Source organism: Streptomyces ruber, assembly GCF_014648075.1.
GTDB classification, from domain to species: Bacteria; Actinomycetota; Actinomycetes; order Streptomycetales; family Streptomycetaceae; genus Streptomyces; species Streptomyces ruber.
The window spans coordinates 117,260-136,018 of sequence record NZ_BMQK01000016.1 but is presented as its reverse complement, the minus strand read 5'-3'; the positions used below and the strand labels follow the sequence as shown (position 1 = coordinate 136,018).

General features: G+C 73.4%; 20 protein-coding genes and 1 pseudogene. 12 read left to right on the top strand and 9 right to left on the bottom strand.

The window, feature by feature from the left end; translation table 11 throughout:
- Positions 1-66: 66 nt before the first annotated feature.
- Positions 67-555, top strand: coding sequence for a tetratricopeptide repeat protein (locus IEZ04_RS27535; RefSeq protein WP_189219671.1), 489 nt, complete (start codon positions 67-69; stop codon positions 553-555).
- Here the strand turns inward: IEZ04_RS27535 and IEZ04_RS27530 are convergent.
- The 3 genes from IEZ04_RS27530 to IEZ04_RS27520 form a co-directional block, all read right to left on the bottom strand.
- Positions 552-1,064: a hypothetical protein gene (locus IEZ04_RS27530; RefSeq protein ID WP_189219670.1), complete on the bottom strand. Its 513-nt coding sequence runs from the start codon at positions 1,062-1,064 to the stop codon at positions 552-554. The genes IEZ04_RS27535 and IEZ04_RS27530 overlap by 4 nt on opposite strands.
- A 119-nt stretch (positions 1,065-1,183) precedes the next feature.
- On the bottom strand, positions 1,184-1,696 hold the full coding sequence (locus IEZ04_RS27525) for a DinB family protein (protein ID WP_189219669.1): 513 nt from the start codon (positions 1,694-1,696) through the stop codon (positions 1,184-1,186).
- A gap of 51 nt (positions 1,697-1,747) precedes the next feature.
- A complete protein-coding gene (locus IEZ04_RS27520) occupies positions 1,748-2,338 on the bottom strand; it encodes a TetR/AcrR family transcriptional regulator (protein ID WP_189219668.1) in 591 nt (196 codons plus the stop codon).
- Positions 2,339-2,478: 140 nt separating this feature from the next.
- Here IEZ04_RS27520 and IEZ04_RS27515 point away from each other — a divergent pair, with 140 nt between their 5' ends.
- Together IEZ04_RS27515 and IEZ04_RS27510 are read left to right on the top strand one after the other, a co-directional pair.
- Positions 2,479-3,768 (top strand): FAD-dependent monooxygenase, encoded by a 1,290-nt coding sequence (locus tag IEZ04_RS27515; RefSeq protein ID WP_189219667.1) that lies wholly within the window; start codon positions 2,479-2,481, stop codon positions 3,766-3,768.
- Between the two features lie 12 nt (positions 3,769-3,780).
- The gene (locus IEZ04_RS27510) at positions 3,781-4,707 is read left to right on the top strand and encodes a Gfo/Idh/MocA family protein (protein WP_189219666.1); all 927 of its coding nucleotides are present in this window, start codon (positions 3,781-3,783) and stop codon (positions 4,705-4,707) included.
- Here IEZ04_RS27510 and lnt read toward each other — a convergent pair.
- Positions 4,610-6,223 (bottom strand): apolipoprotein N-acyltransferase, encoded by a 1,614-nt coding sequence (lnt, locus tag IEZ04_RS27505; protein WP_189219665.1) that lies wholly within the window; start codon positions 6,221-6,223, stop codon positions 4,610-4,612. The genes IEZ04_RS27510 and lnt overlap by 98 nt on opposite strands.
- Before the next feature lie 174 nt (positions 6,224-6,397).
- Between lnt and IEZ04_RS27500 the strand changes: the two genes are divergently transcribed.
- Entirely contained in the window at positions 6,398-7,024 is a 627-nt protein-coding gene (locus tag IEZ04_RS27500) for a DUF4291 domain-containing protein (protein WP_189219664.1), read from the top strand.
- Positions 7,025-7,145: 121 nt separating this feature from the next.
- Here the strand turns inward: IEZ04_RS27500 and IEZ04_RS27495 are convergent, their stop codons facing one another.
- Both IEZ04_RS27495 and IEZ04_RS27490 read right to left on the bottom strand, forming a co-directional pair.
- Entirely contained in the window at positions 7,146-7,325 is a 180-nt protein-coding gene (locus tag IEZ04_RS27495; protein ID WP_189219663.1) for a hypothetical protein, read from the bottom strand.
- Between the two features lie 140 nt (positions 7,326-7,465).
- Positions 7,466-7,591, bottom strand: a pseudogene (locus IEZ04_RS27490) (undecaprenyl-diphosphatase); the annotation flags it as partial.
- A gap of 17 nt (positions 7,592-7,608) precedes the next feature.
- Here IEZ04_RS27490 and IEZ04_RS27485 point away from each other — a divergent pair.
- From IEZ04_RS27485 to IEZ04_RS35185, 3 genes are all read left to right on the top strand, one after another.
- Positions 7,609-8,673, top strand: coding sequence for a hypothetical protein (locus tag IEZ04_RS27485; RefSeq protein WP_189219712.1), 1,065 nt, complete (start codon positions 7,609-7,611; stop codon positions 8,671-8,673).
- Between the two features lie 15 nt (positions 8,674-8,688).
- Positions 8,689-9,174: a hypothetical protein gene (locus IEZ04_RS27480; protein WP_189219662.1), complete on the top strand. Its 486-nt coding sequence runs from the start codon at positions 8,689-8,691 to the stop codon at positions 9,172-9,174.
- Positions 9,175-9,328: 154 nt separating this feature from the next.
- Positions 9,329-9,805 carry an N-acetylmuramoyl-L-alanine amidase gene (locus tag IEZ04_RS35185; RefSeq protein ID WP_229821306.1) on the top strand — a complete coding sequence of 159 codons (477 nt, stop codon included), beginning with the start codon at positions 9,329-9,331 and terminating at the stop codon, positions 9,803-9,805.
- 332 nt (positions 9,806-10,137) lie between these two features.
- On the opposite strand, the gene IEZ04_RS27470 is transcribed toward IEZ04_RS35185, so the two are convergent.
- On the bottom strand, positions 10,138-10,449 hold the full coding sequence (locus IEZ04_RS27470) for a hypothetical protein (protein WP_189219661.1): 312 nt from the start codon (positions 10,447-10,449) through the stop codon (positions 10,138-10,140).
- Between the two features lie 346 nt (positions 10,450-10,795).
- Positions 10,796-11,671, bottom strand: a complete 876-nt coding sequence (locus IEZ04_RS27465; protein ID WP_189219660.1) for an undecaprenyl-diphosphate phosphatase — start codon at positions 11,669-11,671, stop codon at positions 10,796-10,798.
- A gap of 337 nt (positions 11,672-12,008) precedes the next feature.
- Here IEZ04_RS27465 and IEZ04_RS27460 point away from each other — a divergent pair, with 337 nt between their 5' ends.
- The 3 genes from IEZ04_RS27460 to IEZ04_RS27450 are packed head-to-tail and all read left to right on the top strand — an operon-like array spanning position 12,009 to position 14,940.
- A complete protein-coding gene (locus IEZ04_RS27460) occupies positions 12,009-13,274 on the top strand; it encodes a Gfo/Idh/MocA family protein (protein WP_189219659.1) in 1,266 nt (421 codons plus the stop codon).
- Entirely contained in the window at positions 13,271-14,206 is a 936-nt protein-coding gene (locus tag IEZ04_RS27455; protein ID WP_189219658.1) for a DUF6807 domain-containing protein, read from the top strand. The genes IEZ04_RS27460 and IEZ04_RS27455 overlap by 4 nt, the downstream gene beginning before the upstream one ends.
- Positions 14,200-14,940: a cupin domain-containing protein gene (locus IEZ04_RS27450; protein ID WP_373296370.1), complete on the top strand. Its 741-nt coding sequence runs from the start codon at positions 14,200-14,202 to the stop codon at positions 14,938-14,940. The genes IEZ04_RS27455 and IEZ04_RS27450 overlap by 7 nt, the downstream gene beginning before the upstream one ends.
- 19 nt (positions 14,941-14,959) lie before the next feature.
- Here IEZ04_RS27450 and IEZ04_RS27445 read toward each other — a convergent pair whose 3' ends face one another.
- Positions 14,960-15,766 carry a TVP38/TMEM64 family protein gene (locus tag IEZ04_RS27445; protein WP_189219657.1) on the bottom strand — a complete coding sequence of 269 codons (807 nt, stop codon included), beginning with the start codon at positions 15,764-15,766 and terminating at the stop codon, positions 14,960-14,962.
- Positions 15,767-16,528: 762 nt separating this feature from the next.
- Here IEZ04_RS27445 and tuf point away from each other — a divergent pair.
- Positions 16,529-17,707 carry an elongation factor Tu gene (gene tuf, locus IEZ04_RS27440; protein ID WP_189219656.1) on the top strand — a complete coding sequence of 393 codons (1,179 nt, stop codon included), beginning with the start codon at positions 16,529-16,531 and terminating at the stop codon, positions 17,705-17,707.
- A gap of 68 nt (positions 17,708-17,775) precedes the next feature.
- A complete protein-coding gene (locus tag IEZ04_RS27435) occupies positions 17,776-18,621 on the top strand; it encodes a spermidine synthase (RefSeq protein ID WP_189219655.1) in 846 nt (281 codons plus the stop codon).
- Positions 18,622-18,759 lie beyond the last annotated feature (138 nt).

Below are 18,759 nucleotides of genomic sequence, written 5' to 3'. Positions count from 1 at the left end.
TGACCGTCGTCGTCGGTGCCTGCGGCTAGCGTCGCGGGGAGACGACAGCGAGCGAGGAGGACGAGGGTGGCGGAGCACCAGGGCACGGCGGCGCCGGACGCCGTGATGACGCGGATCGGCCAGGTGATCATGCTGCACCGGGGCGGCGACCGGGAGGAGGCCAGAAGCCGCTTCCTGGACCTGTGGGCCGAGATCGGCGAGGACGGCGACCCGTTGCACCGCTGCATGCTGGCCCACCACATGGCGGACACCCAGGACGACCCCGCCGACGAACTCGCCTGGGACCTGCGGGCGTTGTCGGCGGCCGAGGAGCTGACCGACGGACGGATCGCGGAGCACCACCACTCGCTCCAGGCGCGTGCCTTCTACCCCTCGCTGCACCTGAACCTCGCGGCGGACCACATGAGGCTCGGCCGGGCCGACACCGCCCGCGCACATCTCCGCCTGGCACGGGAGACGGTCGGCGCGCTGGCGGACGACGACTACGGGGACGGCATCCGCTCGGCGCTGACCCGTCTGGAAGGACAGCTGGACGGAGGGGGCCCGAGCGACTAGCTCCTGCCCCGCGCCCGCCCCACGGACTCTCCGCTGAGCAGTGCGCAGGCGACCGTCTGAGGACCGTCCTCCGCCCAGCCGCCGTGGTCCGCACCGACGGCGCAGACATCGGCGGGCCGGGGGCGCGGTGCGGAGCCGGTCGCCCGGGGACCGGGCGGCCCGGGTTCCGGCGCTGGTACGGCTTTCGGCGCTGGTACGGCTTTCGGCGATACGGGTGATACGGGAGCCGGGGCGGCGGCCGGGGGAGCCGGAGCGGGAGCCGGCCCGGAGGCCCGCAGGGGCTCGATCAGCTCCGGGGCCTCCAGGGCCTCCAGCGCCTCCCGCACCGGGGCTCGCACGAGGCGCGGCTCGGCGGAACCCGCCGGGCGCGGCACGGACGGCGGTACGGAGGACAGGGACGGCCCGGCCGATCCGGCGGGCGGGGGCGGGTGCTGCTCGCCGACGCAGCCGGCAAGGGCCGAGACGGCCACGGTGACCAGGAACGTTGCTGTGGTGGTCGTACGATGCACCCGCGCAACTCTGCTGTGTCCGCACCGATTTGAGGAGAGGGCGGGGCGGATGATGCCCCGCACGGGTGATCCCCGCGGCCGCCCGCGGGAGGCGTGCTGCCGCCCGCGTCAACTTCCGCTCAGTCCCCGGTGGCCCCGTCGATGCGCTCCCTGATCAGGTCCGCGTGGCCGTTGTGGCGCGCGTACTCCTCGATCATGTGGGTGTAGATCCAGCGCAGGCTGATGGCCTCGCCGGTGCGCCGGTGGCGGCCGTCGCTCATGTCGTCCAGGCCGAAGCGTGCCGCGTTGCCGCGGGCGACGGCGATCTCGGCCTGCCAGGTGGCGTGGGTTTCCTCCCAGGTGTCCGCCTCGCCGGGGTGGAACTCGCCGTCCGGGTCCTCGTCGCTGTAGTAGATCGGCCCGGCGTCCTCGGCCGCCAGCACGCGGCGGAACCAGCTCCGCTCCACCTCCGCCATGTGCCGTACCAGTCCCATCAACGAGAGGTCGGAGGGCGCCGCGGAAGCGGTCCTGAGCTGGGCGTCGTCCAGGCCCGCGCACTTCAGGGCGAGCGTCTGACGGTGGAAGTCCAGCCACCCCTCGAGCATGGTCCGCTCGTCGGCGGTGACGGGGGGAACGGTGCGTTCGATGGTCATGGAGGACATCCTGTCCGAGCGGGCGGGATCTCCTCACCCCCATTTCGCGGATCAGCCGTGCAGCATCCCGCCGAGCAGCTCGCGGAAGCTCCGTCGCAGATCACGCGGTTCGGGCACGGTCGCATGGAACGAACCGGCCACGCAGGAGAACATCATCCCGTCGCACCACGCCACCAGCGACAGCATGTGCCGGGCGGGATCCGTCGAACCGGCGGCGGTCACCAGGGCGGTCACCAGGTCCCGGAACCGCCGGCCGGCCGTGTCGAAGACCTCCCGCAGTTCCGGCCGGCGCGTGGCCTCCAGGGCGAGTTCGCACCGTGCGACCAGCAGCGTGCGGTGGCCGGTCAGATAGTCGTGCAGGGTCGCGGCGAGGACGTCCACGAGCGCGTCGAGCCCACCGCCGGGCGCCGGCATCGCGGCGGGTACGAGGACCCGCGCCTCCCGCTCGGCCAGGCGCCGTACGGCGATCTCCAGCAGCGCCTGCCGGGTGCGGGCGCGATTGGAGGTGGACCCCTGCGGGAGCCCGGCCGCCTCGTCCACGGCGCGATGGGTGAGGCCCCGCATCCCGCGCTCGGCGAGCAGTTGGATGGCGGCGTCGCCGATGAGGTCGGTGCGGGAGGCGCCGGTGGAGCGTACGGACATGGAACCAACCTACCCGCGCCTTTCCGTGCCGCCTTCCCGTATCACTACATCTGTAGTACGGTCCGCCGGGTGGGAACTACGGCTGTAGTGGAGATTGCGGCCGCAGTCGGAGGCGCGACGGCACGACGACAGGAGAAGTCATGGCGGGCAACGACACGGCACCGGGCAGGACCGCGCACGCCGTCGTCATCGGCGGTGGGATCGGCGGTCTCACCGCGGCGGCGGCCCTGCACCGCGACGGCTGGCGCGTCACCGTCCTGGAGCGGGCCGGTTCCCTCGACCCCGTGGGCTCCGCCATCTCCCTCGCGCCCAACGCGCTGCGCGCCCTCGATGTGATCGGCCTCGGCGACGCATTCCGCGCCCTCGCCGCCTGGCCGGACGGAGACGCTCCCGCCGGGCCGGGTGCGGCCGGGAGCCAGGGAGGTCTGCGGGCACCGAGCGGCCGCTGGCTCTCCCGTGCCGGCACGGCCGCCGCGGCCGAGCGCTTCGGCGGACCGCTCGTCCTGCTGCACCGGGCCACGCTGATCGAACGCCTCGCCTCCCGGCTGCCCGGCGGAACCGTACGCCTGGCCGCCCCCGCGACCCTGGCCGACCGCGGCGGTCCCGGCCGGCCCGCCCGCGTCACCACCCCCGACGGGGAACTCGAGGCGGACCTGGTCGTCGCGGCCGACGGCATCCGCTCGGCCGCACGCGGCGCGCTCTTCCCGGGCCACCCCGGCCCCGTCTACTCGGGCTTCACCACCTGGCGGATCGTCGTCCCGGTGCCGGGGCTGACCCCGGCGACCCTCGCCTCGCACGAGACCTGGGGGAGGGGCCGCATCTGGGGCACACATCCGCTGAAGGACGGCAGGACGTACGCGTACGCCGCCGCCGTGACGCCCGAGGGGGAGCACGCGCCGGACGACGAACGGGCGGAGCTCGTGCGCCGGTTCGGCGACTGGCACGATCCCGTCCCGGCCGTCCTCGCCGCGACCCGCCCCGAGGACGTGCTGCGCCACGACGTCCATCACCTCGCCCAGCCGCTGCCCGCCCACCACCGCGGCCGGACCGCACTGCTCGGGGACGCCGCCCACGCCATGCCGCCGACCCTGGGCCAGGGCGGCAACCAGGCCATCGAGGACGCGATCGTGCTCGCCCTGTCCCTGCCGCGGCCCCGTCCGGGCACGGGCACCGCCGTCGTCGAGGGCCTCGCCGCGTACTCGGCGGCACGGCAGCCCCGTACGACGGCGATCACCCGCAAGGCGGTCCGGGCCGCCCGGCTGAACATGATGTCCCACCCGGCCGGCACGGCCGTCCGTGACGCGGCGATCACCGCGCTCTCCCACGTCGGACCGGCGCTCTTCCTGCGCGCCCTCGACGGGATCGCCGACTGGCGCCCGCCGCGCCGGACGTATGCTTCCGGCGAGGCAAGGACGGCACGGACGCCATAGGACGGGGACGCTGTGAAGGTCGGCTGCATAGGGCTCGGGGACATCGCGCGCAAGGCGTACCTGCCGGTGCTCGGCACACAGCCGGGCGTAGAACTGCACGTGCAGACGCGCACGCCCGCGACGCTCACGGAGGTCGCCGACAGCCTGCACCTCCCCGGGGCGCAACGGCACGCCGACCTCGACGCGCTGCTGGCCCAGGACCTGGACGCGGCCTTCGTGCACGCCCCCACCACCGCGCACCCGGAGATCGTCACCCGGCTCCTGGAGGCGGGCGTCCCGACGTACGTCGACAAGCCGCTCGCCTACGAACTCGCCGACTCCGAGCGGCTGGTACGGCTGGCCGAGGAGCGTGGCGTCCCGCTCGCCGTGGGCTTCAACCGGCGTCACGCGCCCGCGTACGTGCAGTGCGCGCAGCATCCGCGCGAGCTGATCCTGATGCAGAAGAACCGGGTCGGCCTGCCCGAGGCGCCGCGCACGTCGATCCTCGACGACTTCATCCACATCGTCGACACGCTGCGCTTCCTGGTGCCGGGCACGGTCGACGACGTGACCGTGCGCGCCCGCACCGCGGACGGCCTGCTGCACCACGTCGTGCTGCAGCTTGCGGGGGACGGTTTCACGGCGCTCGGCGTGATGAACCGGCTCAGCGGCTCCAACGAGGAGATCCTCGAGGTGTCCGGGCAGGACACCAAGCGCCAGGTCGTCAACCTCTCCGAGGTCGTCGACCACAAGGGGCAGCCGACGACACGACGGCGCGGCGACTGGGTGCCGGTGGCCCGGCAGCGCGGCATCGAAGGGGCCGTGCTCGCCTTCCTCGACGCCGTGCGGGAGGGCAGGGCGCTCAGCGCGCGGGACGCGCTGGCGACTCACGAGTTGTGCGAGCGGGTGGTGCGGGCCGTCCTCGGCGACCCGTCCGACCCGTCCGACCCCTCCGCCTGAGCCGTACGGCCCGTACGGTGTCGGCGGCGCCCGCCACGACCAGGACCAGCAGCGCCGCGCACACCGCCCAGTCGCCGAGACGGACGTACGGGGTGACGCCGGTCGCCAGCGGCACCTCGTACACGGCGCCGGTACTGGCGTCCGTACCGAGCCGGGGGCCGACGCGCCCGCCGCCCGGACCGTACACCGCCGAGACGCCCGTCAGGGTCGCGTGCACCATCGGACGGCCGGTCTCGGCGGCCCGCAGCGCCGCCAGCGAGGCATGCTGTGCCGGGGCCCAGCTCCGCTGGAACGTCGAGGTCGCCGACTGGGCGATCAGCACTCGGGCCCCGTCCCTCGCGAGACGGCGGCCCAGGTCCGGGAACGCGGACTCGAAACACACCATCGGCCCGATCCGCAACCCGCTCCCGTCCCGCAGCCCGGCGGGGACGTCCATCACGACCTGCCGGGTGCCGCGCCTGCGGTCCTCCCCGGCCGCCTCGCCGACCGAGGTGGCCCAGCCGAGGACGGACCGGGCCGGGACGTACTCGCCGAAGGGGACCAGCCGCATCTTGTCGTAGCGGTCGCCGGTCGGGCCGTCGGGCCCCACGAGCTGCGAGCTCTTGTAGATGCCGGGCCGGTCGGAACGGCGGGCGTCGACGTTCACCAGGACGTCCGCCCCGGTCGTGCGGGACAGGGCGGCGATCCGGTCCGCGAGGTCGGGGCGGTCGGCGAGGTCGAAGCCGACGCTGCTCTCGCCCCACACGACCAGGTCGACGTCCTGTCCGGCGAGCCGGCGGGTGAGCGCCTCCTCGCGGGCGAACCGTCTGCCGGGGCTGCCCGCGGCGTCGGCGTAGCCGGGCTGGACGACGGCCACGCGCGCGTGGCCGTCCACCACGGGGCGCGGCGCCCACACCCAGGCCGCGGAGCCGGCGGCGGCCACCGCGGCCAGACCGGCGACGGCGGGCACCCGGGCCCGGTCCACCGCGACCAGCACGGCGACGGCGACATTGACGGCCACCACGAGAAGGCTCAGCAGCCACACCCCGCCGACCGAGGCGAGCCGCAGCGCCGGACCCACCTGCCACTGGCTGGACCCCAGCAGCCCCCAGGGCCCGCCCAACGCCTCCCAGGACCGGACGAGTTCCGCCGCCAGCCAGCCCGACGGCACGACGACGAGCGCGGCCGCGACCCGCGCGCCCGACGGCGCGCCCGCCAGGAAGCGGCGCACCAGCAGGCCCCAGGGCGCCCACAGCGCACCGAGCAGCGCGGCCATGACGAACGTGAACACGTGCAGGTTCGGCAGCAGCCAGTGGTGCACCCCCAGCATGAACCCGGTGCCGCCCAGCCAGCCGTCGTACGCGGCGCGCCGGTCCGTGGGAGCGGAACGGACCAGCAGGATCCACGGGACCAGGGCGACGTACGCGAGCCACCACAGCGAGGGGGCCGGGAACGCGAACATGGGCAGCGCGCCGGCCAGGACGGCGAGGCAGCCGCGTCGCCATCGGGAGGCGAGCCACCGGTCGGGCGTCCGCATACAGGGCCTCCCTCCCCGGTCGTACGTGCCTCCAGTGTGCGTGCCGGGGACGATCTACGACAGTGGGCGACCGGCGGCCGGGGCTCCTTCCGCGTCCGGCGCGGCCGGCCCGCCGGGCCCGCCGCCGGGATATTCGCTGGCCGCGGGCGCCGCGACCGGCCCATCCTGTCCCCCGTGAACGATCAGCCGATCCCGCAGGAACCCCCGTTCCGAATACGTGCCCGCTACACCGGGTCCACGGTCACCGTCTACCAGGCGTACGCCCCGCGGATCGGCCGGGCGGCGGCCCGCACCGGCCGGTTCCCGCCGGCGTGGAAGCGGGACCGCATGACCTGGATCAAGCCGTCCTTCCTGTGGATGATGTACCGCTGCGGCTGGGGCCTGAAGGAGAACCAGGAGACCGTCCTGGCCGTCGAGATCACCCGTGAGGGTTTCCACTGGGCGCTGCGGAACTCCTGCCTGTCGCACCACGTCCCCGCGCTGCACGGCGACGAGCGGGCGTGGAGGCAGGCGCTGCGGCGGTCGCCCGTGCGGGTGCAGTGGGACCCCGAGCGCGATCTGCGGCTGAACCCGCTGCCGTACCGCTCCCTGCAGCTGGGCCTGTCCGGGGAGGCGGCGGCGCGGTACGCGGACGAGTGGATCGTGGGCATCGAGGACGTGACACCGCTGGCGCGGGAGATCCACGGCCTGGTGGGACGGCGCGAACTCGACCACGCGGCACGGCTGCTGCCCGTGGAGCGCCCGTACCCGGTGGACGACGGACTGACGGCCCACCTGCGGCAGGCGGACGACCGGCGGTGACCGGTCCTTCAGGGGGGCCGGTCACCGGCGCCGTACGGTTCGTGGGGCCGGGCGGCTTCCCACGGACCACGGCCACGGGGAGAGTCCGGGCGGGCCGGGCCCGGGCCGGCGGAGCGCGGGCTCAGGCCGCTTCGATGACCTCTCCGCGCGCCGCCATGGCCCACTCGACGACCAGCGTCTCGTACTCGGCCCGCTCCCGGTCGGACAGGGAGCCGCCCGTGCGGGTCCACAGGGCTCGTATCTGCTCGTTCACCGCGGCAGCGGACCGCGCGGGACCAGAGGGTGCGGTTTTTGCGGGCATGCCAACAGACTATGCACCGTGGCTGACAGTGCGCCACCGGACGGCTACGTGCGCGGTATGCGATTGGTCACGGCCGGGAGATCCGTGGCCCGGCGTCAAGTGGGCGTGGTGGGAATGGCGTTGTGTGCCGGGCGGTCCCGTCAGTGCGCCGAGTCCCCCGCGTTCGGGTCCAGCACGCCCATGCCGACCAGCGCGATGGTGACGATGCCGAGGACGACGCGGTACCGGACGAAGGGCATGAAGCCCTTGGTGGTGATGAACTTCATCGAGCGATGACGACGCGGTGGTCAAGAACGAGTGGACCTATTTCGAGGTGACGGCCACGGCCCCGGTGGGCGCGACGCCGGCGAACGCGGCACCGGCCGTCCCTGACTTCCCGCCGTCGACGGATGTCCTGTGGGCCACCCACGTGATGATCCGCCCGGCGGGCGGCAGCCCGGAGGAGTTCCCTCTCGACGTCCGTACCGGGGGTGAGGTGATGCGGGTCATCGGCCTCTCCTCGTGGGCGTCGGATGCGTTCACCCGGTCGGTGACGGACGGCTGGGGCAGCGCCGGCATCGGCGGGGCGTGGACCAACGCCGGGGGCGCCGGCAGCGACCACGACGTCACGGGCACCGCGGGGACGCACACGCTGACCAGTGCCGACGTGGCGCGCCTGTCGACGCTCGCGGCATCGACCGCGGACTTCGAGGTGCAGGCGGACGTCGCCACCGGCGCGCTCGCGACCGGCGGCCCGCAGTACGTCTCCGTGGTCGGGCGGGCCGCGGACGGCAACGACCTGTACATGGCCCGGCTGGCGATCTCCACCGCGCAGGTCATGACGCTGACGCTCCGTAAGCGTGTTGCCGGAGTGGAAACGCGGCTCGGGACGTACACGACCACGCTGACGCACACCGCGCACACCTTCTACCGGCTGCGCTTCCAAGGCGACGGGACCGCGCTGAAGGCGCGCGCGTGGACGGCGAGCGGCACGGACCCGGTGGGCTGGCAGCCGGAGGCCACCGAATCCGACCTCGCCGCCGCCGGAATCGTGGGCTGCCGCAGCATGCGCGGTACCTTCGACAACTGGCGGTTCTCCGCCCCCGTGACCGCCGCCGAGACGCGGCTCATCGCAGGCTCGGGAGAGATCCAGGGCGCCTCGGGCAGCGAACGCTTCCCCGTCCGCGCCCGCCTCACCACCGTCAGCGTCTTCGAGGTCGATCTGATCGGCGGCGCCTACAACAACATCACCGGCGACTCCGGCGGACTCATCGACGCCGCCACCTCATTCGGAGGATCATCAACCGGATCCACCGCGTGGGCATCTGGATTCGCCCTCCGCCTTCACGGCCACTACCAGGCCGCCTGACCGAAAGGTACGCCGATGTCTGTTCACGTCTGCTCACTGATCCTCGACGAGCCGCAGGTCATACCTCAGGGCGGCTACCAGGTCGTGCGCTTCCCCTTCGGGGCCGGCGAGTCCTACGACGCGCACGGCATGCACCAGGTCGCCCAGCCCGACGGCTACCAGGTCACCAACTGGCGCACCGACGACCGGGCGGGGCTGATCTGGCCGGCCGCGGACGGCTGGGGCTCGCTGACCGCGATGATCCAGTGGGAGGCGGGCGACTACACCGAGCTGCGGGACCAGTTCGTCCGCGACCCGCTGGGGCTGACCGGCGACCCGGTGAACACCACGGCCACCGACCACCGGCCGCCGAGCCCGGGCATGCAGTGCTTCACCAAGCACCACGAGATCTTCGTGCACCCCGGGGTGCCGCTCGCGGTGCGCGTCTCCCACAACGACAGCGCACCGCGCCGCCTGCTCCTCGCCGAGTTCAAGCTCGCCATCCACTCGACGGGAGCCTGACCATGGCACCGCCCATGCCCGCGGGCACCTCCCTGACGGCCCTGCGGAACGACTGACAGCCCTGCGGAACGAGGGCGTCACCGTCGTCGAGGTCGGCGGCTGGAAGCAGCGCAACCGCAACGAGGCGGGTCCCTGGGGCCCGATGCACGGCGTGATGATCCACCACACCGTGACCTCCGGCAGCGACCGCACCGTCCGCCTCTGCCACGACGGCCGTCCCGGCCTGCCCGGCCCCCTTCCCCAAGGCGTCATCACCAAGGACGGCCGCGTCCACCTCATCGGCTACGGCCGCGCCAACCACGCGGGCCTGGGCGACGACGACGTCCTGCTCATGGGCTTCGGACTGCCCGCCCACGACCCCGATCCCGCGACCACCGGCACCCTGACCAACAGCAAGATCAGTCTCCACACCAGCACGCCCGAACCTGCCCTGCACGGCGGCTGGAACCAGCGCATGACGTGGGCCCGCGCGGAGAAAGCCACCCGCGTCGCCATCAACTCGGTCGTCTTCCGCTCCAGCGGACAGAACCTCACCACGCCCGGCACCTACATCAAGATGACTTCCCGCTTCCTCGAACCCGCTCTCCTCGCCCTCGGCATCCTCGCCGTCCGCGGACGCATCAAACGCTGACACGCCTTACTTGCCTGCACCGCCGATCATTGCCCTGAACTGCACAGCAGTCCTTCGTCCCCTAGATGACGCAAGCCGCCGCCGGGTGCGCGCGGGCAGGCCCCGGATCTCCTCGTCCACGAGGGCAGCGGGACGCACGCGGCCGCGGTCGGAGGCATCGGTGGACATGATCCGATCCTGCGGCCCCGGGCGCGGCGAGGCCCCGCAGGTTCCAAGGTGGTCGGCGGGGCGCTCAGCGGCCGGTTCGGTCGTCTGGTGTGCGCACGAGGGCCCCCTGCTTCTTCCTGTGGGGGCCCTCTCCCGGCACCGGAACCACCGGCGAGTCAACCAGGTCAGCAGTGGTTGTGGACGCCGCCGGTCTCGTCGCCCTTGAGCAGGCCGCCCCAGATCCACGCGTTGTCGTCGAGCTTGACCCACTTGTCGTGGGCAACGCCGTTGGCGTTGACCCAGCCGCCCTGCTGCCAGCAAAGGCCGTATGAACGGAATCCCGCGGCCACGGTGTAGTTGATCCCGTAGGTCGTAGACGGTCCGAACCTGACGTTCCCGTTGATCCAGGTTTCCACGTAGCCGCTCTGAATGCCCACGCTCTGGCTGTGCGGGGCGGCGGCCGGTCCGGAGTCCGCGGCGACGGCAGGAACCGTCATGCCAGCGGTCGCCAGCACTCCCGCCCCGATTGCTGTCGCGAGTCTTGTCACAGCTCGCTGTCGTTTGATGCGCATCTGTTCCCCTTCGAAACGCTTCGGGCTACACCTGTTCGGGCTCGCCCCGACGCCAGCCATGGTGACAGCAGTGACAGTTGGGAGAAAGAGGCCCTCATGCATCGGCTTGTCCGCGACTTCACCGGCCCAGGAGCAGTAGCAGTGCCGCAGGGGAGTGGGAGAGTGGGAGGCGACTGGGAGATGACCATGGGGAGAGGCCGCGAATGGACGGGATTCTCCGCTGATTTCCGCTACCCGGCGGCTAGAGGAATCCGCCGGTCCACGGCCTCCGTCAGTGCGCCGAGTCCCCCGCGTTCGGGTCCAGCACGCCCATGCCGACCAGCGCGATGATGACGATGCCGAGGACGACGCGGTACCAGACGAAGGGCATGAAGCTCTTGGTGGTGATGAACTTCATGAACCAGGCGATGACCGCATAACCCACCACGAAGGAGACGATCGTGGCGAGAACGGTCGGCCCCCACGAGACGCCGCCCTCCTCGACCGCGTCCTTGAGCGTGAAGCCGCCGGAGGCGAGCACCGCCGGGATGGCGAGGAGGAACGAGTAGCGGGCCGCGGCCTCACGGTTGTACCCCATGAGGAGGCCGCCGCTGATGGTGGCGCCGGAACGGGAGACGCCCGGGACGAGGGCCATGGCCTGGGCGACACCGAAGAGCAGGCCGTCCTTGACGTTCAGCTCGTTCAGCGTCTTGCGTTCCTTGATCGCCCGGTGCCGGCCGCCCGTCTCGTCGCGTGCCGCCAGCCGGTCCGCGACGCCGAGGACGATGCCCATGACGATGAGCATCGTCGCGGTCAGGCGCAGGTCGCGGAACGGCCCCTCGATCTGGTCCTTGAGCGTCACGCCGAGCACGCCGATCGGGATGGAGCCGACGATGACGAGCCAGCCCATCCGCGCGTCGTGGTCCTGCCGCATCTCCTTGTTCGTCAGCGACCGGGACCACGCGGCGAGTATCCGCCCGATGTCCTTGCGGAAGTAGATCAGCACCGCGATCTCCGTGCCGATCTGCGTGATCGCGGTGAAGGCCGCGCCGGGATCCTCCCAGCCGGAGAACGCCGCGGTCAGCCGCAGGTGGGCGCTGGAGGAGATGGGGAGGAACTCCGTCAGTCCCTGGACGAGTCCGAGGATGAGGGATTCAAACCAAGACATGGAGTACGTGGTCCAAGCGCTGCTCGAAGAGGGTCGACGGACACGCGTGCTCGCGGTGGGGCGCTGATCACGGGTGCAAGGGGCAGCGTAGCGCCTCCGGGTGAAGGGCTCGGCACCTGGGCTGGCGGGCTCCAGTGAGGCCTCGGGCCGCGTACGGGCCCGTACGCGACCCGAGGGGACGGAGATCGTCCGGGGCGCCGTCCGGGGTGTTGACCGCCCGTTCCGGCCCGGCATACGTTGCAGCGGCGGGGAAAGCGCTTGCTATCGCCGGTGTGACGGAGCCGCCGTCCACGTCCCCGCCTCCGCCCGCACGACCGATGGAGAGCTGATCACGTACATGCCGACATCCAGTGACGCTTCCGGTCCCGACACCCCACAGAGCCGTACGGACGCCAGCCGTACGAACCAGAGCCGCACGCCCCTCGCCGACCCGGTCCCGGACCGTCCCGTGCCGCCCCCGCTCGACGGCCGCCGCATCCGCGCCGCGATCGTCGGCACCGGCGGCATCGCCCGCGGCTGCCACCTGCCCGCGCTCACCGCGCTCGCCGGGGAGGGCGAGACGGAGGTCGTCGCCGCGGTCGACATCGACGCCGGCGCGGTCGAGGCGTTCTGCGCCGAGGCGGGCATCCCGCACGCCTACACCGATCTGGACGAGATGCTCGCGGAGGCGCGGCCCGACCTCGTCGCCGTCTGCACCCCGCCGACCCTGCACCGTGAGCAGACCGTGGCCGCGCTGCGGGCCGGTGCCTGGGTGTGGTGCGAGAAGCCGCCGGTCCCCACGCTCGCGGACTTCGACGCCGTGGAGGCGGAGGAGGGCGCCGACGGGGGCCCGTACGCCTCGATCGTCTTCCAGCACCGTTTCGGCTCGGGTTCCCGGCACGTGCGGCGGCTGATCGCCGAGCGGGCCATGGGGCGCCCCCTGGTGGCGCACTGCCAGACCACCTGGTACCGCGACGCCGCCTACTACGCCGTGCCCTGGCGCGGCCGCTGGGAGACGGAGGGCGGCGGGCCCGCCATGGGCCACGGCATCCACCAGATGGACCTGCTGCTCGATCTGCTCGGTCCGTGGAGCGAGGTGCGGGCCATGGCGGGGCGGCTGGTGCACGACGTGGAGACCGAGGACGTCTCGACCGCCCTGGTGCGCTTCGGGAACGGCGCCATGGCGACGGTCGTCAACAGCGTCCTCAGCCCCGACGAAGTCAGCCGCATACGCATCGACTGTGAGCGCGCCACCGTCGAGCTCACGCACCTGTACGGCCACAGCAACGACAACTGGCGCATCACCCCCGCCCGGGACGTGCCGGACGAGGACGCGGCTGCCTGGCGGGACTTCGGCGCGGACGTGCCGAGCTCGCACCTGGCGCAGCTGCGGGACCTGGTGGCCAGCATGCGCGCCGGGACGCGGCCGCGATCCAGCGGCGCCGACGGGCGCACCAGCCTGGAGCTGATCACCGCGATCTACAAGTCGGCGTTCACCGACACCACCGTACGGGCCGGGGAGATCGGCCCCGGCGACCCGTACTACACCGCCCTGCACGGCGGCGCCCCCGGCTGGGCACCCGCGACCGCGGGCGCCGAGAGCAGCGAGGAGATCCCCGCATGACCATCCACGACGGCCTGCGCATCGTCCACGCCCACGGCGACCGGGTCACGGTCACCGAACCCACCACCGGTGTCGAGCTGTTCGCCTACGTCTACCGGCCCGAGGCGGCCTGGGAGGCGCCGAAGCCGTACCTGCACCCGGTCCGCACCCTCAAGGGCGACGTCGTCACCGACTACCGCCCCAACGACCACCGCTGGCACAAGGGCCTCCAGCTCACCGCCTCGCACCTGTCCGGGCAGAACCTGTGGGGCGGCAACAGCTATGTGCACGGGGAGGGCTACCTCCCTCTTCCCGAGCGCGTGGGATCGATGGCGCACGTCGGCTTCGACGAGGTGTCCGCGGGCGGCGACCGTGCCGTCATCGCCGAGCGGCTCACCTGGCACCCGTACACCGGTGAGCTGTGGGCCGACGAGGAGCGCCGCATCGAGGTGCACGACGTCGACCCGGCGGCCGGGTCCTGGGCGCTGACCTGGACCAGCGCCATCACCAACCGGCGCGACGAACCACTGCTCTTCGGCAGCCCGACCACCGCCGGGCGCTCGAACGCGGGCTACACGGGCCTGTTCTGGCGCGGCCCCAGGGCCTTCCGGGACGGCCGGGTCATCGGGCCCGACGCGGAGGGGCCCGGGCTGATGGGGAGCCAGTCGCCCTGGCTGGCCTACTCGGGCGAGCACGACGTCACCGACGGCCACGCCACTCTGGTCTTCGCGCACGCCCCCGAGAACGACCACGACGGGGCCCGGGGCACCCACCCCGCCCACTGGTTCGTGCGCAACGAGCCCTTCGCCGCCGTCGCGCCGTCCTGGGCCTTCCACGACGAGCTGGAGCTCGCGCCCGGTGACACGCTGACCCGCCGGTACCGGGTGGTGGTGGCCGACGGGGCCTGGGAGCGGGACGAGATCGCCAAGTACCTGGAGGAGCACCCGTGGTGACGGGGGCCGGGGCCGGCGCGGTGGCGACCGGCTTCGCCGGGCTGCCCGGCGCGGTCGCGCTGTCGCACCTGTCCGTGTACGACTGGCCGGCGGCCGACGGTGTGTGCGGGGGCAGCCCCCATCTGCACCTGACCTGCTCGGAGGCGTACGTCGTCACCGGTGGGCGCGGCGCGGTGCAGACGCTGACCGCCTCCGGGTACGAGGTGACGCCGCTCGTGCCCGGCACGGTCGCCTGGTTCACGCCGGGCACCATCCACCGGCTGGTCAACGAGGACGACCTGCGGATCACGGTGCTGATGCAGAACAACGGGCTGCCGGAGGCGGGCGACGCCGTGCTCACCCTGCCGCCCGAGTACCTCACCGACCCGGAGACGTACGCCGCCGCGACCACCGTCCCGGCGGACGCCCCGGAGGAGGAGCGGGAGCGGGCCGCCCGTGCGCGGCGCGACCTCGCGCTGGAGGGCTACCGGGCGCTGCGCGACGCCGACGGTCCGGAGCCGCTGGCGGCCTTCCACCGGGCCGCGGCCGCGCTGGTGCGGCCCCGGCTCGCGGAGTGGCGGGAGCGCTGGGAGCGCGGCGCCCGCGCGGCCGCGGCGGCCACCGGTGACCAGCTCGACCGGCTGGAGGACGGTGACGTCTCCCATCTGGCGGACGCCGTCGTACGGGTCGAACAGCCCGCGCAGTACGGGAAGTTCGGGATGTGCGGACGGCTGGACGTCTACCGGGGGACGTGACGGACCGCCGGTGAGGCGGTCACCGGCCCGTGGGCCGCAGGTGGTGGCGCTTGCGCCAGGCCACCACCGCGCCGATCAGGGCCGGTACGGCGATGCACGCCATGGCGATCAGGAACGCGGGCGAGGTCGGCGTCGAGGCGCGGGCGCCGGCCACCACGTACGCCGCGGTGTTCGGGATCGAGCCGAGCCCCGTGGCGAGCAGGAACGGCAGCCAGCCCATGCGGGAGACGGAGGCGCAGTAGTTCGACGCCGCGAACGGCACGCCGGGGAACAGCCGGGCCGCCAGCATCGAGCGGAAGCCGTGCCGGCTGAGCTGTCCGTCGACCGCCTGCAGCACGCGGCCGCGCAGCAGTGGCCGCAGCGCGTCCTGTCCGAGCAGCCGGCCGAGGCCGAAGGCGATCCCGGCCCCGAGCACCGTGCCGCCCAGCGCGGCCGCCAGGCCGAACTCGGAGCCGAACAGGGCGCCGGCCGCCAGGTTGAGCAGCGGCCGCGGCACGAACGCCACCGTGCACAGCCCGTACGCGACGGCGTACACGAGCGCGGCGGCGGCGCCCCCGAGCTGCGGTGGCCAGCCGCCGGTCAGGATCTGTTGTGGTTCGAACAGCAGGACGGCCGACGCGGCGCCCGCGAGGAGCGCCAGGAGCAGCGAGAAACGCGCCCATGGGGAGAGCAGCACGCGGACGCAGCGTGCGGCGGGGCCCGTCGGGGAGACGGGCGGAACGGACAGGGACGGGGAAGAGGCGGCCGCGGGGGCGGCGAGCTCCGTGGCGGTGGCCGGGGGAACGGCCGTGGCGGTGCCCCCAGAGCGGGTGGTGGCATCGAGCATCCGGCGACAGTAACCGACCGATATGTGTGAGCGCCGTATGGAACGTCTCACGACCGCCACGGGCCGGGGAACGCCGGGTTACCCGGCCGGGGCACCGGAACGCCGTCTCCGGCCGGCATCGCGCTGACACGGATCGGCTCTCCGTACACCTCGGCGGCCGCCCCGGGGACCCGTACGCGCCTTCGTGGAACACGGCGACTTCTCCGTCCCTCCCCGCGCTGACCTGGCGAGACGGGACGCGGACAGCCGCGCCGCGCGCCACGGACGGACCGGCTCGGAAGCGGTCGGCCGCGCGGGCGGTGAGCGCGCGCCAAGCGGCTCAGGGAGAAGCGCGCGCTTCATCCGCGCCCCTCCCGCGCCCCTCCCGCCCCCCCGCGCCGTCCAGGCCGTGCGTCGCCGTGTGAAGCATCTCTCGTCAAAAGACGCCCCGGAGCCGCTTTGGCGGCCGTGGATCCCCGTGGTCACACCCGTCACGAAAATCGTTCGACGCGGGCGGACGCGTCGGAGATGATCGGCGTCATGTTCCGGCACGCCTTCCTCAGCGCCGCATCCGCGACAGTCGCGGATGCGCCGAAGGCTGCCCTTCTCGTCGTCATCGGCACGGCCGCCGCAGCGGCAGACGGCGCCCGAAGCTGACCCTCCCCGGATCGTCCGGCGGACCCCGCAGGGGGAGGGTCGGAAACACCTCGGGGTCCCCGTTCCGGCCGCTTCTCCGCGCCGGAACCGTCACTTGAGCACAGCCGAACACTTCGAGGCAGCGCCATGTCCAAGACGGCTTACGTCCGCACGAAACCCCATCTCAACATCGGCACCATGGGTCACGTCGACCACGGCAAGACCACCCTGACCGCCGCCATCACCAAGGTGCTCGCCGAGCGCGGCTCCGGCGACAGCACCCGTTACGTCCCCTTCGACCGCATCGACAAGGCGCCGGAGGAGGCCGCGCGTGGCATCACCATCAACATCGCGCACGTCGAGTACGAGACCGGCACCCGGCACTACGCGCACGTCGACATGCCGGGCCACGCCGACTACGTCAAGAACATGGTCACCGGCGCGGCGCAGCTCGACGGGGCGATCCTCGTCGTCTCCGCGCTCGACGGGATCATGCCGCAGACCGCCGAACACGTGCTGCTCGCCCGCCAGGTGGGCGTCGACCACATCGTCGTCGCCCTCAACAAGGCGGACGCGGGGGACGAGGAGCTGACCGACCTGGTCGAGCTGGAGGTCCGCGAACTGCTCACCGCGCACGGCTACGGGGGCGACTCCGTCCCCGTCGTCCGGGTCTCCGGGCTGAAGGCCCTCGCGGGCGACCCGCGCTGGACGGCGTCGATCGAGGCGCTGCTCGACGCGGTGGACACGTACGTGCCCGTGCCGGAGCGGTACCTGGACGCGCCGTTCCTGCTGCCGGTGGAGAACGTCCTCACCATCACCGGCCGCGGCACGGTCGTCACCGGCGCCGTCGAGCGGGGCACCGTCCGCGTGGGCGACCGCGTGGAGGTGCTCGGCGCGGAGCTGGAGTCCGTGGTCACCGGGGTGGAGACCTTCGGGAAGCCGATGGCGGAGGCCCAGGCCGGCGACAACGTGGCGCTGCTGCTGCGCGGTGTCCCGCGCGACGCCGTACGGCGCGGGCACGTCGTCGCCGCGCCCGGCAGCGTCGTGCCCGGCCGCCGCTTCACGGCGCGGGTGTACGTGCTGTCGGCGCGCGAGGGCGGCCGCACTACTCCGGTGTCGACCGGCTACCGGCCGCAGTTCTACCTCCGCACCGCGGACGTGGTCGGCGACATCGACCTCGGGGAGACGGCGGTCGCCCGGCCCGGCGACACCGTCACGATGACGGTCACGCTCGGCCGTGAGGTCCCGCTGGAGCCCGGCCTCGGCTTCGCGATCCGCGAGGGCGGACGCACGGTCGGCGCGGGGACGGTGACCTCGGTCGGCTGAACACGGGGCCGGGTGCCCGCAGGTGTGCGGGCACCCGGCCCCGCGCGGCCCGGCGGCACAATGGGTCCGTGAACGAGCCCATACCCGTCACCCGGGTCACCGACCACGGGACCGCCAAGCTCATGCCGGACGTCGACCGGGAGCGGGCCTGGCTGCTGACGGTCGACGGGGCGCCGCAGTCGTACGTCGACCTCGACGAGCCGGCCCACCTGGAGTTCGAGTACGCGCGGCGGCTCGGGCACGCGCTGGACACGGTGGCCGCGCCCGGGCGGCCGCTCGACGTGGCTCACCTCGGCGGTGGCGCGCTCACCCTGCCCCGGTACGTCGCCGCCACCCGGCCCGGCTCCCGCCAGGACGTCGTCGAGGCCGACCGCGGCCTGCTGGAACTGGTCACCGAACACCTGCCCCTGCCGGCCGGGGAGCGGATCACGCTGCACGGCGCGGACGCCCGCGCCTGGCTCGAGGCGGCACCGGCCGGCTCCGCCGACATCCTGGTCGCGGACGTGTTCGGCGGCTCCCGCGTCCCCGCGCACCTGACGACGGTCGCGTACACGCGCGCCGCCGCCCGCGTCCTGCGGGGCGACGGGGTCTATCTCGCCAACCTCGCGGACGCCGCGCCCTTCGCCTTCCTGCGCTCCCAGCTCGCCACGCTGGCCACGGTCTTCGCCGAGCTCGCGCTGGTCGCCGAGCCGGGCGTGCTGCGCGGCCGGCGCTTCGGCAACGCCGTGCTCCTCGCCGCCCACCGGCCGCTCGACACCGCGGCGCTGGCCCGCCGCACGGCCGCCGACGCCTTCCCGGCCCGCGTCGTGCACGGTGCGGCGCTGCGCGTGCTCGTCGGCGCCGCCGAGCCCGTGCGCGACGAGGACGCCGTACCGTCGCCGGAGCCGCCGGAGGGCGCCTTCGGCATCGGTTAGGGCCCGCGGCACCGGCGACGGTACGGCCCGGCGGGAGCTCGAACAGCCCGACGGGGGCTGCCGATCAGCCGTACGCGCGTGCCAACCTGGCAGGACCAGTCCCGGAGGGCCCGGTCATGTCGGTGCAGCCTTTCCCCG